The following is a 12,685-nucleotide window of genomic DNA, read 5'->3' as shown; positions in this document are numbered from 1 at the left end:
GAATCCCGAGTGTGCAAACAGTGGGCTTCCCTAGACTGTCCATATGAGCACCCCTCACCTTGAAACCCCCGCATCCACAAGCCTCGCCGAAACGACAGGTAGTTCCGAAGCCCCGGCCTCGGATGCCCTCGTGCAGAACGACACCGTCCAAGCCACCGAAAACACGCCCGAGGATCCTTTCCTGTGGCTCGAGGAATTGGATTCGGACCGAGCCATGGACTGGGTGGTGGGCCAGAACGACCGCACCGAGGCGGAACTCTTCGACGCGGATTTCGCCGCCACCAAGGATGCCATCCTCACGGTGCTGGACGCCGCCGACAGGATCCCGATGGTCACCAAGCGCGGGGAGCACTACTACAACTTCTGGCGCGATTCGCAGCACCCCATGGGATTGTGGCGGCGCACCAGCTGGGAGTCGTACCAGCAACAGCATCCGGAGTGGGAGATCCTGTTGGATGTGGATGCCCTGGCAGCAGCCGAGGGAATCGACTGGGTCTACTCCGGGGCACAGCTGCTTCGCCCGGCAGCTGGCAAGGAATACACCCGGGCGCTGGTCAAGCTCTCCCCCGATGGCGGTGACCAGGTTCGCGTGCGGGAATTCGATCTGCCTACCCTGGCCTTTGTGCCCGGAGGCTTTGACCTGCCGGTTGCCAAGACCAACGTCTCCTGGGCGGATGCGGACACCTTGTTTGTCGCCACCGATGTCGGGGAAGGCTCGCTCACGCTGTCCTCGTATGCCCGCACGGTGCGACGCCTCTCGCGCGACCAGGAGCTGGCCGAGGCCAAGGAAATCTTCGCCATCGACCAGTCTCACGTCCTGGCCTACGTTGCCCATGATTCGACCCCTGGTTTCGAACGCGACGTGGCCCACGACGTCATCGATTTCTACAACTCCAAGACCTACGTGCGCAGCGGCGGTCAATGGGTGCACCTTGACGTCCCCACCGACGTCGGGGTCTCGCTGCACCGTGGCTGGGTGATCTTCTCCCCGCAAACCCCGTGGACCCGCGAAGGTGTCACCCATATTCCCGGCTCACTGGTGCTGGCAGAACTCGAGGCGTTCATGGCCGGCACCGGTACCCTGCGCGAGATTTTCGTCCCCACGGACTCCACCTCCCTGCAATCCATTGACTTCACCGCCAGCCACATCCTGCTCAACGTCCTGCAAGACGTCTCGTCCCAGATACTCATCTGCGATCCCGCCCGGGACTTCGAGCTTCGTGCCCTTGACATCGGTTCCCCGTTGCACAGCTTTGGCATCTCGGCCGTCGACGACGAGGATCCCGAATGCGGCGAGGACTTCTGGCTGACCCTCACCGGTTTCCTCACGCCCACCACCCTGGCACGCGGGACCATCGGTGCGGACGCGGCCAACGCCGCAAGCCCGCTGCCGGTGAAAAGCGCACCGGCTCGTTTCGACGCCGGCGATTTCGAGGTCTCCCAGCACTTTGCCGTTTCCGATGACGGAACCCGCGTCCCCTATTTCCAGGTGTCCCCGCGCGAGCTTCCGCTGGATGGGAAGAACCCGGTGCTGATGAACGGCTATGGCGGGTTCCAGGCCAGCCTGACCCCGAGCTACCTCGGTGCGCTGGGTCCCGGCTGGCTGGTTCGCCGCACGGAACAGGGCCGGCGCGGCAGCTACGTGGTGGCCAACATCCGCGGCGGCGGCGAGTACGGGCCGCGCTGGCACCGGGCGGCGCTGCGCGAAAACAGGCACCGCGCCTATGAGGACTTCGCGGCTATTGCCCGCGATCTCATCAACCGCGGGGTCACCTCGCACGAACACCTGGCCGCGACGGGACGTTCCAACGGCGGGCTGCTGATGGGCAACATGATCACCGGCTACCCCGAGCTTTTCGGGGCCATCTCCTGCGGTGTCCCCCTGTTGGACATGCGCAGGTACACGCGGCTGGCCGCCGGGCATTCATGGATTGCCGAGTACGGTGACCCGGATGTGCCAGCTGACTGGGAGTTTGTTCGCACATTCTCCCCGTACCACCGGCTCGACGATGCGCTCCCGGAGGGTGCCACCTACCCGGCCTCGCTGATTTGGAGCGCTACCAGCGACGACCGTGTCGGCCCGGTGCAGGCCCGGAAGATGGCGGCGAAGATGATGGACATGGGTGTCGGCAATGTCCGTTACCACGAGTCCCTCGACGGCGGACATGCCGGGGCCAGCGACAACGGCGCGACGGCGACCATGCTGGCAACCAGCTACGAATTCCTCTGGCGGCACGTCGCCGACTAATTCATCTTCCGGTGCGCTTGCCGCCCGGGTCGTCGAATGCGGCATCGAGGCGCTTGAGCAGACGGTGGCTCAGCCGGACTTCGTGGGGCAACTCGCGAAGCTCGGCGGGGCGGATGTCGAGATCTTGTTGTTCCAGGATTTCACTCAGGAATTCCCAATACTCCGTGGCCATGTCTTCTTCGTCCTGGTCCTCCGTCGGGGCATCGGGTCCCATGACATCGAATGCCCGCTTTTCGATGTCGTCAACCGATGCATCCGCCCAGTGCTGGCTGCTCGACCACCCGCGATTGTCGAGCAGCAGGACGCTGCCGCCGTCGTCCAGCAGCAGCCCCAGCCGGGCAGCCACCGAAACACGGCTTTTGTCGGGCGAGCTGTAGTCGAGGTCCGCCACGGTCACCAGTTTGAAAGCACTTGCCATGTGGCCAACGTTAGCTTGCCAGGCCTCCGGTTGGCGGCGGCAGTTGGTCGTTCCCGCGCGGTTGTTGCGGCCCTTTCGGTCTCGTTTTGTGCGGCGCGCCAGCTTTGGGTAGTCTAGGGGAGCTGGAAACAGCAATATGGACACGTGCCAGAGCGGCCGAATGGGCTTCACTGCTAATGAAGTGTCGGGGTTATACTCGACCGGGGGTTCAAATCCCCCCGTGTCCGCTGAAACAGTCTCGATTCGTCGGGGCTGTTTTCGTTTAACCTGCCGGAACCGCCGTCGCCTGGTCTTTGCCGCGACAAAGCCAAAAACCGCGTGCAACTGGCCTCTTCGGGGAGCCAAGCGCACGCGGCCTCAAGCGGTCCCCTCCGGGATCCCGCAGCGGGAACTACTTGTCGCCGTCCCCGAAAGCGTTGAGCAGGGTTCGCACCATCTCATCAGGCAGGCCCGTGTGGCGGACGACGATGGTGGTGGCCTCGTCCAGCTCACCCAGACGCAAGTGGTCCAGCAGTTCCGAGCGTTCGGGTTCCACCAAGTCGTTGATACTGAATTTCACCGCTCCGTCCGGTCCCTGCCCCTCGAAGCTGAAGTCGGCAATGTTTGCGGTTGAGGCCTGGCCTCCACCCAACGGGGAAGCCGCAAGCATCTTCAGGATCTCGGCCTGTTCCAGGCCCGAGTGCTTGGCAATGAGTCCCGCGGCCCCGGGCAGATCATCGTCCCGAACCAGCGACAGGAACTGGTCGTACTCTGCCGGAGGCAGGTCCTCGCTGGCGAATTCCCGGGATTCCCCGTCCACCAGGTACGAGACCTTGAATTGCGTCGAGGTCCGTTCCGCTTCGCTTCCGAATTCCTCCGCCCATTCGCTGGGCACCACCCAGGCGTCCTCGAGGTTCTGCTCATTCGCGGAAGCCGGAGCGGAGTCATTGGGCGGGACGGGCTCGCTCGGGATGCTGGCCGCCGCGCCGGGCTCCTGCACCTGCGGGACCTGGGGCTCCGCGGCCTTGGCCGCATCGCGTTCCGCTTCGAGCTGCTGGGCAATGGTGGGTCCGAGGTCTGGTTCCTTGCGGACCTGCGGGAAACGTTCCAGGCTTCGCACCGCGATGATGCTGGCCTTGTAGCCTTCCCCGGTCATGGCCTTGTAATTTTGCACCGCTGCCATGAAATCGCCCTGGGCCAAGGACTTGTAGACGGCTCGGTGTCCTTCTCCGGTCAGGTGTGCGGCGGCGGCCTGCGCCGATTCCGGGGTGATTGCAGCAGAAACCTCGGCCGAGTTCTTGATACGCAGCTTCTTCAGTCCCATCCACGCAAGTCCGAGAATGAGCAGCGGAACGAGGACCCAAAGCAGAATTTCCATATCTCTAGCCTACGGCCCGGCGAGACCCCGCGCTAAGTTGCAAGGACCAAAGATTGTCCCTGCCCGGACCCGCAGGCCATGTTCCATCGGCTGCTTCTCCCCAAATACCAGAGCGCTCGGGGGCGGGTGTCCGCCTCCAGATCTGTTGAATGGGGACTCTTGTCGCGTTGCCGCTGGATGTCCAGTGGCAACGCGACCAGAGTCCCCAATACTCAGTTTGCGTTCGTTGAAGCTTTCCTTGTTGGCGGGTCCCGGTTCAGACGACCAGCGGCACTTCGTGAATTACCCACACTTGATGGTGTGGGCTTCCGCCCGCACCATCGATGGTGGGATCGGCACGGTGGTGGGCGCCGGTCCGGCGGTGGCCACGGTCATGCCTGACGAGGCCAATTCCGTGCCCCGGGTTTCAATCTCCTGTGCCGCGTTGGTGTCGGCGTTCACTCGGATCCCAAACATGTGGCAGGCGTCGTTGGTGCACCGGAAGTCCGCTTGGCTCTCGCGGTTTCCGATGCCCCGGCACGTGGCCCAGGTTTGGCTCGTGTAGCGCGCGTTGACGGTGGTGACCGTTCCGCCGTGCTCCGCGGCCGTGTAGGTGATCATGCGATGGAAGTCGCCCGATCCCTCGTTGAGGATGGCCGTGTCCAGGCCGGTCTTGGCCGCGGCCGTGTAGGTGATCATGCGATGGAAGTCGCCCGATCCCTCGTTGAGGATGGCCGTGTCCAGGCCGGTCTTGGCCGCGTCCCTGTTGGGCAGCCACGACCCGGGGTTCTCGGGATCCGGCTTGGGCTTGGGCTTGGGCAGCTTGGTCATGTTGGCGATGTCCAGTTCTTCCAGGACGATCAGGGTGTGGTCGGTGGCGATCTTGCGCGAGGTCTTGTCCAGGAAGTCCTTGCGGCGGCGGGCCCGGCGGTTCTTGATGGAGGGGATCCAGGCCTGGGTGCGGCGTTGCCGGTTGCTGGTCCGGGCGTTGGAGGTGCGCCGGCGGGCCTCCTGCCGGGCCAGCTGGCGCTCCAGGCGCAGCAGGGACTTGGCTTCGGTGCCGGTGAGGACGTCGGGGTGCTCGAAGTTGGTGCCGTCGGACAGTGCCAGGGGAACGGTGATGCCGCGGTCGATGCCAATGGCTGCTCGCTTGTGGGCGGCGGGCCTGGCGATCGGCCCGGTCCTGGCGCGGAAGGTGAGGTGCCAGCCGAGCCCGTCACGGACCAGGCGGGCCCCGGTAACGGCCGTGGAATCCACCTTGCGGTGCAGGCGGACCTTGAGCTTCCCGGCCAAGGGAACGTTGACGGTGATGTACTTGTTGTTGACCCTGGTGGGCTTGAAATGGCTGGCTTGGGGGATGTCGATGCCCATTTTCGCGTGGCGCTTTTTGAAGGTGGGCGGGGAGGTCGGCGAACCAACCGTAGCCTTCGTCCTTGCTGTTGTTCTTGATTTCCGGGGTGCACCAGTCAAGCCCGACCCGGAAGCCGTTGGCCTGCCATGCTCCGTGGATAAGGTTCCACAGGGCACGTGCGGCATGGCCCTGGCGTTCCAGGACAGCGGCCTGTTCGGGTGTGGGATACACCCGGAAACGGTAATTTCTCCTGCCGGAGTCCATGCCCCCGTTTTCCCCGGGTGCCGGCCGGCACGGACCGCTCTGCGGACTGTGGAGAGCCTCCGCACTTCGGGCGCGGACCCTGCGCAGCACCCTCGCGTTGCCCGTGGCTCGCCCCCGCAGCGTCGCCGGTTCTTCGACCAGGCGATGCCGGGCACAGGCCACCGGGCCACGGAACAGGCCCGCTCGGCGCTCGATGCCGAGTCGACGGAATCCAACGGCGAGCACGACCACCTGCACGTGACGGTGAACGTTCCGTCCGCCAGCAAACCGACCCGCTTGGCCGGTTCCCCCGGCGGCCCGGCGCAGACCCTGTCGGGCGGCAAATCCAAGGTCAGCAATCACCGAAACCTAAACTGTCTACTCGCGATTCACCCGCGCCCCCGAAGGGGCGGACATTCTCGCTTCAGTTAGTAGATCTCATCGGCCAGGTGTCCGGCCCGCTCGTGGACCCGCTGGACCGCCTCTGCCGAGGGGCCTTCGGGGAGGCAGAGGATCTTCCCGCTGACCGGGTCGGCCCACGCCCTCTTGAACTCGACGCCTTCCTCGCCCTGGAGGGCGAGATCGGCTTCGTGCGCGGCCTTGAGATCCGCCGCGGACAAGCCTTTCATGTGGTTGTGGATCCATGTATTCAGCCATCGCAACACTTCCTTGGATTGTGGCAAACGCATTCATGATTCTGCGTTGGCCCCATTCCAGGAGCAGCGCGGGCGCATCAACATAGCTGCAAGCCACGGATGTTTCCGCGGGCCGCCACTCTGCCGGCACGGCCCGAAACCTTCGACAAACGTGCCGCCTTGCGAACGCGGTTAGCCGGCCACTCCAAGCACAAACGGAAGCACCCCGGGGGCCCCGGCCTCGCGCAGGATCCTGGCTGCCTCGGTCATCGACCACCGGCTGTCGGCCAGGTCGTCGAGGAGCAGGATCGGGCCCGGGGCGCCGGCCAGCTTCTCGGCCATTTCGGCGGGAACCACGAACTGGTCCCAGACCGCGGCGAGCCTGAAGGCCGAGTTGCCGCCCGAGCCGCCGCGCGGCCCGTGGTCCCGGTATTCCAGCTGTCCCAGGTAAGGCAGCCGGCCGATGGTGGAAATACCTTGGGCAAACGATCCGACCAGTTGCGGGCGGGACCGCGAGGGCATGGAGACCACCGCGACTGGTCTAGTCGACCATTTCCACTCGCTGAGCACCTTCACGCAGGCATCAAGCATGGCCTGGGGCACCGGTGCATCCGGCTCGTCCGCGCTTTCGAGCAGGGCACGCAACCGGCCGCCCCAGCCCAGGTCGGTCAGCCGGGCCAGGGCCCGTCCATCCTCGGCCTGGAACTCGGGGGCGATCTTGCCCTTGAGCGGAACCCCCAGTTTTTCCATGCCTCCGGGATACATTCGGCGTGCCTCAACCAGGGCACCGACCCGGCCCAGGGCGGTCTGCGCCGAGTCCTTGGCCGAGGCCTGGATGTCATCGCTGAACCAGACGCCCGCGCAGTTGTCGCAGCGACCGCACGGGGCAGCGGCCGGGTCGTCCAAGGCGCGGGAGAGGAATTCCATGCGGCAGGTCTTCAGGTTTTCGTAGTCGAGCATCGCATTCTGCTCGGCCACGCGGGCGGCAGCCACCCGGGTGTAGCGTTCGGCATCGTAGAACCACTGGGCGTTGGAACCGATCCACCCTCCGGAGACCCGTTCCACGGCGCCGTCCACGGCCAGCACCTTCAGCAGCAGCTCGAGCGGCGTGCGCTTGATGTTGACCCGGGCCTCGAGTGCGGGCACCGACAGCGGCCCGGACGTAGCGGCGAGTTCCTGCAGCACGGCATTTGCCTTCTGCTGGTCAGGCATGGAACTGGTGGCGAAGTACCGCCAGATCTCGCGATCCTCCGGGCCCGGAAGCAGCAGGACATCTGCGTTGATGCTGCCACGACCGGCACGGCCCACCTGCTGGTAGTAGGCCACCGGGGAGCTGGGTGCCCCGACGTGGATGACAAACCCGAGGTCCGGCTTGTCGAAGCCCATGCCCAGGGCGCTGGTGGCCACCAGCGCCTTGACCTCGTTGTTCTTCAGCGCGGTTTCTGCGCGGTGGCGTTCCTCGGTGTCGGTGCGACCCGAGTACGCGAGCACCTTGTGCCCGGCCTCGGCCAGCAACCGGGTGATGTCCTCGGCCGCGGAGACGGTCAGCGTGTAGATGATGCCCGAGCCGTGGAAGTCGTTCAGGTGGCTGAGCAGCCAGGCGAATTGCGAGCGCGGCGAGGCCAGGCGCAGCACGCCCAGGCGCAGGGACTCGCGGGCCAGCGAGCCGCGCAACGTGAAGACCTCGGTGCCGCCCACGGCCAGTTGCTCCTGCACGTCGTGGACCACCCGCTCGTTGGCCGTGGCGGTGGTGGCCAGCACCGGGACGTTGCCCGGCAACGCCTGGATGAGGTCCTTGATGCGGCGGTAGTCGGGTCGGAAGTCATGGCCCCAGTCGGAGATGCAGTGCGCCTCGTCGATGACCAGCAGGCCCATCCGTGCCACCAGCGCCGGCAGCTGGGTGTCGCGGAAGACCGGGTTGTTCAGCCGCTCCGGAGACACCAGCAGCACGTCCAGCTCGTCGTTGTCGAGCTTTCGGGCGATCGATTGCCAGTCCAGGGCATTGGCCGAGTTGATGGCCTCGGCCCGCACCCCGGCCCGGGAGGCGGCGGCGACCTGGTCGCGCATCAGCGCCAACAGCGGGGAGACAATCAGTGTGGGCCCGGCTCCGCGGGCCCGCAGCAGCAGCGAGGCCACGAAGTACACTGCGGATTTTCCCCAGCCGGTGCGCTGCACCACCAGCGCCCGGCGGCCCCCGGCCACCAGGGCCTCGATGGCCTCGAACTGGCCGTCGTGGAACTGCGCATCGTCCCGGCCGACCAGGGAACGCAGGATGGAAGTGGCAGCGGAGCGCAAGTCCGAATCAATGCTGGGTGTGTAGGCGTCCATGGCCCCCAGTATTCCAGTGTCCACCGACACTTGCCTCCACCAGGCAAATGCCGGCCCCTATGGCACTACTCACCTTCTTTGCGCCAATTCCCCGGAGCCTCGGGCCAACCGGATAAGCTCATGGGTGTGAGTGTGGAAATCGATCTTTCAGAGTCCTTCAAGGCCTACGACGTGCGCGGCATCGTCGGGGCCACCATTAACGCCGAGGCGGTCGAGGCCATTGGCGCCGCATTCGTCGACGTGTTGGGCCTGGCTGGGCAGGACGTCCTGGTCGGCGGGGACATGCGCCCCTCCTCCCCCGAATTTTCCGCTGCCTTCGCGCGCGGGGCCGCCTACCGCGGCGCCAACCCGAGAATGCTCGGGTTGATCTCCACCGACGAGCTGTACTTCGCCGCCGGTTCGCTGGGTTGCGCCGGGGTGGTGTTCACCGCCAGCCACAACCCGGCCGCCTACAACGGCATCAAGATGGCCAAGGCAGGCGCCGTGCCGGTGTCCTCCGACACCGGGCTCTTCGACATCCGCGACCTGGCCCAGTCCTACCTGGACGAGGGCCTGCCGGTGTCCACCGAGGCCCCCGAGGGCATCGTCGCCGAGATCGACGTGCTGGCGGACTACGCCGCCTACCTGCGCAAACTGGTCGACCTTTCGGACATCCGCCCGCTGAAGGTCGTGGTCGATGCGGCCAACGGCATGGGCGGGCTCACCACCCCCGCGGTGCTCGGCGACACCCTGCTGCCTGGTTTGCCGCTGGAAATCATCGAGATGTACTTCGAGCTTGACGGCACCTTCCCCAACCACCCGGCCAACCCGCTGGAGCCCGAGAACCTGCGCGATTTGCAGGCCGCGGTCATCGAGCACGGCGCCGACATCGGCCTGGCCTTCGACGGGGATGCGGACCGCTGCTTCGTGATCGACGAGAAGGGCAACCCGGTCTCGCCCTCGGCGATCACCGCGCTGGTTGCGGTGCGCGAGATCGCCCGGGCGCGGGCCGCAGGCGAGGACACCCCGGTCATCATCCACAACCTGATCACCTCCCGCGCGGTGCCCGAGGCCGTCACCGCGGCCGGCGGCCGCCCGGTGGTCACCCGCGTGGGGCACTCCTTCATCAAGGCCGTCATGGCCGAGCAAGGCGCGGTCTTCGGCGGGGAGCACTCGGCCCACTACTACTTCCGCGACTTCTACAACGCGGACACCGGCATGCTCGCGGCGATGCACGTGCTGGCGGCGCTGGGCCACCAGGACACCCCGCTGAGCGAGTTCGCCGCCGAGTACGAGCCCTATGTCTCCTCCGGCGAGATCAACTCCGAGGTCCAGGACAAGGCCGGGGCCGTGGCCCGCGTGCTGGCGGAATTCGCCGATGCCCCGGTCTCGGTCACCCGCATGGACGGCACCACCGTGGCAGCCACCGACGGGTCGTACTGGTTCAACCTGCGCCCCTCGAACACCGAACCCTTCCTCCGTTACAACGGGGAAGCAATAGACACCCCGACCATGGAATCCATCCGCAACCAGGTCCTCTCAATCGTCAGGAGCAACGCATGAGCACCCCCGAAAACAAGATCGCCGAACTCGACGAGGCCGCCCAGGCGGAGCTGAACAAGGTCCTGGGCACCGCTCTGGGCGTGGCCCGCGAACAGCTGGAGGAACAGGGCGTCTTTTTGCCCTTCGCCATCGCCGTGGAACCGGCCACCGAGGAAAACGCGGAGCCGGAACTGCGCCTGTTGGCCGTCCAGCCCACCGAGGACCTCGACGACCCGGAAGCCGACATCGACGCCGAGGTCATGATGGCCGACCTCGTCCAGCTGCTGCAGGACCAGCGCGATTCGTTCAACGCCGTGGCTTTCGTCTCGGATGTCACCTTGCTGGATGACGCCACGGACGCCGTGCACGTACTGGCGGAGCACCGCCACGGCGGTTCGGTCGCCATCGTGCAGCCCTACACCGCACCCGATCCGGAAACCGGGATCTGGGAGTTCGCCGAACCCAGCGCCGAGGGCGGCCAGATCCAGGTCTGGGCCTAACCCCCCCCCGTTTGCTTTCCGGCCTGTGGCCCGGAACCGGTTCCCCGGTTCCGGGCCACAGGTTCTTGTACTGCTGCTCCCGGCGCAGCGATGCGGCCCCTGCACGCCGGCCAGGTTTCCGCTCCGTCCCGAGCAGGATGTCGCCGGTATTCGGCTCCCGCGGCGGGAACGGAGACCGCCCGAAGCTGAAGGCGGAGCAATACCGGAAGGGCACCTGCTGCCGGAGGCATGGATCACGGCGCAAGTTTCCAACACCTGCGAGAATGGAACACGTGAAACTCAGCGCCTATGCGGACGTGTGCCTGCGCACCTTGATGTTTCTCGGCTCCCGTCGCGGCCAACAGGTCACCACCAAGGACATCGCCGAGCAGATCGGCGTGCCCTACAACCACGTGGCCAAGGCCATCGTTGAGCTGCGCAAACGCGGTGCCCTTGACGTGGCGCGCGGACGCTACGGCGGATCGCAGATCACCGGCCTCGGACTGGAGCAGCGCGTGGGCACCCTGATGCGCGACCTCGATCTCCGCGAGGATGTTGTCGACTGCGTCTCCGAGGCCGGGGTCCCCTGCCCGCTGCTTGCCGCGTGCAAGCTGCGCAGCGCCCTGCGCCGGGCGCGCGAGGCCTTCTATGCGGAGCTGGACCTGCTGAGTGTCGAGGATCTCACCTCTGTTTCCACCAAGGCACCGCTGCCTTTCCCCGCCTTGCCCTGACTGCCGCAAGCGCCGGGGTTCCGGGCCCTGTAGCGGCTTCCGGCGCATTGCGCGGGCGCGAAGGCCCCGGGATTGACGACCCAAAACGACACCTTCCTCCACGAATCCGACGGGCCGATTTGCATCCAACTTCTACGCCATGTAGAAATGAAGTATCAATCTTGCGTGACAGATGCAAGATAAGAGCCACCCTTCGTCAAGGAGCCACAAGATGCTTTCCGAGAAGTCCCGCCCGGTCATCGAAGCCACGCTGCCAATCATTGGTGAGCGCATCTCCCACATCACCCCGAAGTTCTACGACCGGATGTTCGCGGCCCGCCCGGAACTCCTTGACGGACTCTTCTCCCGCGCCAACCAGAAAAACGGTGCGCAGCAGCAGGCCCTGGCCGGCTCCATCGCGGCCTTCGCGACCCACCTGGTCAACAACCCCGGCACCCTGCCCGAGGCGGTGCTCTCCCGCATCGCCCACAAGCACACCTCGCTGGGCATCGTCGAGGAACAGTACCCGATCGTCTACGAGCACCTCTTCGCCGCCATCGTCGACGATCTGGGCGAAGCAGTGACCCCCGAGGTCGCCGAGGCCTGGTCCGAGGTCTATTGGCTCATGGCCGACGCCTTGGTCAAGATCGAAAAGGGCCTCTACGCGCAGCAGGCCAACGACAAGATCTGGACCGACTGGAAGCTCGTGGCCAAGGAAGCCGCCGGAACCGGTTCGGTCACCTTCCGCTTCGTCCCGGCCGACGACACCCCGGTATCGGTCGCCAAGGCCGGCCAGTTCGTCTCGGTGCGGGTCCCGCTGCTGGACGGACTGCGCCAGTGCCGCCAGTACACCCTCAGCGATTCGGTCACCTCCACCACCGAGCGCGTGATCACCACCAAGTTCGACGGCGGCGGCGAGGTCTCCCCGTTCATGCACCGGCACCTGGACGTCGGGGACGTCATCGAGCTTTCCAACCCGTACGGCGACCTGGTCATCGACACCACCGGCGCCCCGATCATCCTGGCCACCGCGGGCATCGGCTGCACCCCCAGCGCCTCCGCACTGGCCACCCTCGCCGCCGCGGGCTCCGACCGCCGGGTCATGGTGCTGCACGCCGAGGCCACCGAGGACGCCTGGGCGCTCAAGGAGCAGATGCTCGAATCCGTCGAGTCCCTGCCCAACGCCGAACTGAAGCTGTGGCTCGAGGACATCAACGCCAAGGCCGAGGGCACCGAAGCCACCGAGGGCTACATGTCCCTGGCCAACCTGGAGCTGCCGGCCGATGCCCGCCTGTACCTGTGCGGCCCGCTGCCGTTCATGCGCGCTGTCCGCTCCCAGGCCATCGATGCCGGCATCCCGGCCACGAACATCCACTACGAGGTCTTCGGCCCCGACCTGTGGCTCGCAGCCTAACG

At 66.1% G+C, this 12,685-nt stretch carries 10 protein-coding genes, 1 tRNA gene and 1 pseudogene; 6 read left to right on the top strand and 6 right to left on the bottom strand.

Annotation, left to right across the window (positions count from 1 at the left end; all coding sequences use genetic code 11):
- Positions 1 to 43 precede the first annotated feature (43 nt).
- Positions 44 to 2,248 carry a prolyl oligopeptidase family serine peptidase gene (locus tag DQ353_RS13075; protein WP_113763182.1) on the top strand — a complete coding sequence of 735 codons (2,205 nt, stop codon included), beginning with the start codon at positions 44 to 46 and terminating at the stop codon, positions 2,246 to 2,248.
- 1 nt (position 2,249) lies between these two features.
- On the opposite strand, the gene DQ353_RS13070 is transcribed toward DQ353_RS13075, so the two are convergent.
- Positions 2,250 to 2,666, bottom strand: coding sequence for a hypothetical protein (locus DQ353_RS13070; protein ID WP_113763181.1), 417 nt, complete (start codon positions 2,664 to 2,666; stop codon positions 2,250 to 2,252).
- A gap of 138 nt (positions 2,667 to 2,804) precedes the next feature.
- Here DQ353_RS13070 and DQ353_RS13065 point away from each other — a divergent pair.
- Positions 2,805 to 2,893: transfer RNA gene (locus DQ353_RS13065), tRNA-Ser, on the top strand.
- 164 nt (positions 2,894 to 3,057) lie between these two features.
- On the opposite strand, the gene DQ353_RS13060 is transcribed toward DQ353_RS13065, so the two are convergent.
- The 5 genes and pseudogenes from DQ353_RS13060 to DQ353_RS13045 form a co-directional block, all read right to left on the bottom strand.
- The gene (locus tag DQ353_RS13060; RefSeq protein ID WP_113763180.1) at positions 3,058 to 4,023 is read right to left on the bottom strand and encodes a hypothetical protein; all 966 of its coding nucleotides are present in this window, start codon (positions 4,021 to 4,023) and stop codon (positions 3,058 to 3,060) included.
- A gap of 282 nt (positions 4,024 to 4,305) precedes the next feature.
- Positions 4,306 to 5,373 (bottom strand): RNA-guided endonuclease InsQ/TnpB family protein, encoded by a 1,068-nt coding sequence (locus tag DQ353_RS13055; protein ID WP_181578385.1) that lies wholly within the window; start codon positions 5,371 to 5,373, stop codon positions 4,306 to 4,308.
- A 154-nt stretch (positions 5,374 to 5,527) separates the two neighbouring features.
- A pseudogene (locus DQ353_RS22615) lies at positions 5,528 to 5,617 on the bottom strand (helix-turn-helix domain-containing protein); the annotation flags it as partial.
- 407 nt (positions 5,618 to 6,024) lie between these two features.
- Positions 6,025 to 6,225: a nickel-binding protein gene (locus tag DQ353_RS13050; protein ID WP_220094013.1), complete on the bottom strand. Its 201-nt coding sequence runs from the start codon at positions 6,223 to 6,225 to the stop codon at positions 6,025 to 6,027.
- A 198-nt stretch (positions 6,226 to 6,423) separates the two neighbouring features.
- The gene (locus DQ353_RS13045) at positions 6,424 to 8,559 is read right to left on the bottom strand and encodes a RecQ family ATP-dependent DNA helicase (RefSeq protein ID WP_113763177.1); all 2,136 of its coding nucleotides are present in this window, start codon (positions 8,557 to 8,559) and stop codon (positions 6,424 to 6,426) included.
- Between the two features lie 120 nt (positions 8,560 to 8,679).
- Here DQ353_RS13045 and DQ353_RS13040 point away from each other — a divergent pair, with 120 nt between their 5' ends.
- The 4 genes from DQ353_RS13040 to DQ353_RS13025 all read left to right on the top strand — a co-directional run bounded on the left by DQ353_RS13040 (position 8,680) and on the right by DQ353_RS13025 (position 12,683).
- Positions 8,680 to 10,101 (top strand): phosphomannomutase/phosphoglucomutase, encoded by a 1,422-nt coding sequence (locus tag DQ353_RS13040; protein ID WP_113763176.1) that lies wholly within the window; start codon positions 8,680 to 8,682, stop codon positions 10,099 to 10,101.
- Complete coding sequence (locus DQ353_RS13035) at positions 10,098 to 10,580, top strand: hypothetical protein (protein WP_113763175.1); 483 nt, start codon at positions 10,098 to 10,100, stop codon at positions 10,578 to 10,580. Before DQ353_RS13040 ends, DQ353_RS13035 begins: the two co-directional genes overlap by 4 nt.
- Positions 10,581 to 10,843: 263 nt before the next feature.
- The gene (locus DQ353_RS13030; RefSeq protein WP_353616693.1) at positions 10,844 to 11,290 is read left to right on the top strand and encodes an RrF2 family transcriptional regulator; all 447 of its coding nucleotides are present in this window, start codon (positions 10,844 to 10,846) and stop codon (positions 11,288 to 11,290) included.
- A 211-nt stretch (positions 11,291 to 11,501) separates the two neighbouring features.
- On the top strand, positions 11,502 to 12,683 hold the full coding sequence (locus DQ353_RS13025; RefSeq protein ID WP_113763174.1) for a globin domain-containing protein: 1,182 nt from the start codon (positions 11,502 to 11,504) through the stop codon (positions 12,681 to 12,683).
- Positions 12,684 to 12,685: the final 2 nt, after the last annotated feature.

Source organism: Arthrobacter sp. AQ5-05, from assembly GCF_003287975.1.
In the GTDB taxonomy this organism is placed as follows: domain Bacteria; phylum Actinomycetota; class Actinomycetes; order Actinomycetales; family Micrococcaceae; genus Paeniglutamicibacter.
This window is presented reverse-complemented; position numbering and strand designations above follow the sequence as displayed.

Excerpts from the sequence above, each read along its gene's own strand:
- DQ353_RS13025 (WP_113763174.1), top strand. The coding sequence starts at position 11,502 with ATGCTTTCCGAGAAGTCCCGCCCGGTCATCGAAGCCACGCTGCCAATC.
- DQ353_RS13040 (WP_113763176.1), top strand. The coding sequence starts at position 8,680 with ATGGGTGTGAGTGTGGAAATCGATCTTTCAGAGTCCTTCAAGGCCTAC.
- DQ353_RS13035 (WP_113763175.1), top strand. The coding sequence starts at position 10,098 with ATGAGCACCCCCGAAAACAAGATCGCCGAACTCGACGAGGCCGCCCAG.
- DQ353_RS13060 (WP_113763180.1), bottom strand. The coding sequence starts at position 4,023 with ATGGAAATTCTGCTTTGGGTCCTCGTTCCGCTGCTCATTCTCGGACTT.
- DQ353_RS13045 (WP_113763177.1), bottom strand. The coding sequence starts at position 8,559 with ATGGACGCCTACACACCCAGCATTGATTCGGACTTGCGCTCCGCTGCC.
- DQ353_RS13050 (WP_220094013.1), bottom strand. The coding sequence starts at position 6,225 with ATGAAAGGCTTGTCCGCGGCGGATCTCAAGGCCGCGCACGAAGCCGAT.
- DQ353_RS13030 (WP_353616693.1), top strand. The coding sequence starts at position 10,844 with ATGGAACACGTGAAACTCAGCGCCTATGCGGACGTGTGCCTGCGCACC.
- DQ353_RS13070 (WP_113763181.1), bottom strand. The coding sequence starts at position 2,666 with ATGGCAAGTGCTTTCAAACTGGTGACCGTGGCGGACCTCGACTACAGC.
- DQ353_RS13075 (WP_113763182.1), top strand. The coding sequence starts at position 44 with ATGAGCACCCCTCACCTTGAAACCCCCGCATCCACAAGCCTCGCCGAA.
- DQ353_RS13055 (WP_181578385.1), bottom strand. The coding sequence starts at position 5,373 with ATGGGCATCGACATCCCCCAAGCCAGCCATTTCAAGCCCACCAGGGTC.